Genomic DNA, 1,101 nt, shown 5'->3' with positions numbered 1-1,101 from the left:
GCCCAGGGCGCGGCGGCGGCTGCGGGTGCGGGTGCCGGCGGGCGGGGGTGGCATGGGGGTCTCCTCGTACGGCGGCGGGCTCGGGCGTCTCCGGCGGCGCGCGGGGCGCCGGAAGTGCCGTTCGCCCGCGGACGGTGCGGCCCGGGGGCGTTTCCTCCCAGGCCGCGGGAAGTCAACCGTGCACGGACGGCCTCCAGTTCACGCGCCGGTGAACCGGCCCGCTCGGCGCCGCGAACAGGCGGGCGGATCCGGTGGGAAGGCTGACGTACCGCCACAAAGGGGGTGCGGCTCGCCTCTCCGTGTCCGCCCCCTTCCGTGTTCGTCCCCTTCCGTGTTCGTCCCCTTCCGTGTTCGGCGTTTGCCCCTCCCCCTGGGGCAGGGGGCACAGTGGCGGGCGTGCAGGACGACACGATCACCATCGGCGAACTCGCCGCCCGGACCAGGCTCAGCCTCAAGGCCCTGCGGCTCTACGGCGCGCGGGGGCTGCTGCCGCCCGCCCTGGTCGACCCGCGCACCGGCGTGCGGCGGTACGGCCCGGCGCAGGTCGAGCGGGCCCGGCGGATCGCGCTGCTGCGCGCCGCCGGGCTGCCGCTGGCGCGGATCGCGGCGGTGCTGGACGCGGCCGATTCGGACGGCGACGCGGGCGAACGGGAGCTGCTGGCGTACTGGCGGGAGCGGGAGGCCGAGCACGCGGCCCGCCGGGAGGCGGTGGGCTACGCCCGCGAGGTCCTGGCCGGACGGGGCACGGCCGTGTTCGAGGTCGCCGAGCGCGACGTGCCCGAGCAGTACGTCCTGTTCGTCCGGCGGCACGTGGACGCCGCCGCGCTGCCCGGCTTCCTCGCCGAGGCCTCCGGGCTGCTGCTCGGCCGGCTGCGGGAGGCGGGGGCGTGCCTGTCGGGGCCGCTGTTCGCGGTCTACCACGGCCTGGTGGGCGAGGACTGCGAGGCCCTGGTCGAGGTCTGCGCCCCCACCCCGAACGCGGTCGGGCCGAACGGTGTCGGGCCGCACGGCCCGTTCGCGGTGCGCATCGAGCCCGCGCACCGCGAGGCGTACACCGCCCTGACCCGCCGGCGGGCCCTCGACCAGCAGCCGCTCCAGGAA

At 77.6% G+C, this 1,101-nt stretch carries 1 protein-coding gene; it reads left to right on the top strand.

The annotated features are described in order from the left end of the window. Positions 1 to 396 precede the first annotated feature (396 nt). A partial coding sequence (locus tag AE652_RS41890) for a MerR family transcriptional regulator (protein WP_159028746.1) occupies positions 397 to 1,101 on the top strand: 705 nt, incomplete at its 3' end.

This window comes from Kitasatospora sp. MY 5-36, from assembly GCF_001182915.1.
Taxonomy (GTDB): Bacteria; Actinomycetota; Actinomycetes; order Streptomycetales; family Streptomycetaceae; genus Kitasatospora.
Note: the sequence above shows the minus strand (reverse complement) of the source record. Positions and strands in the feature narration are given on the sequence as shown.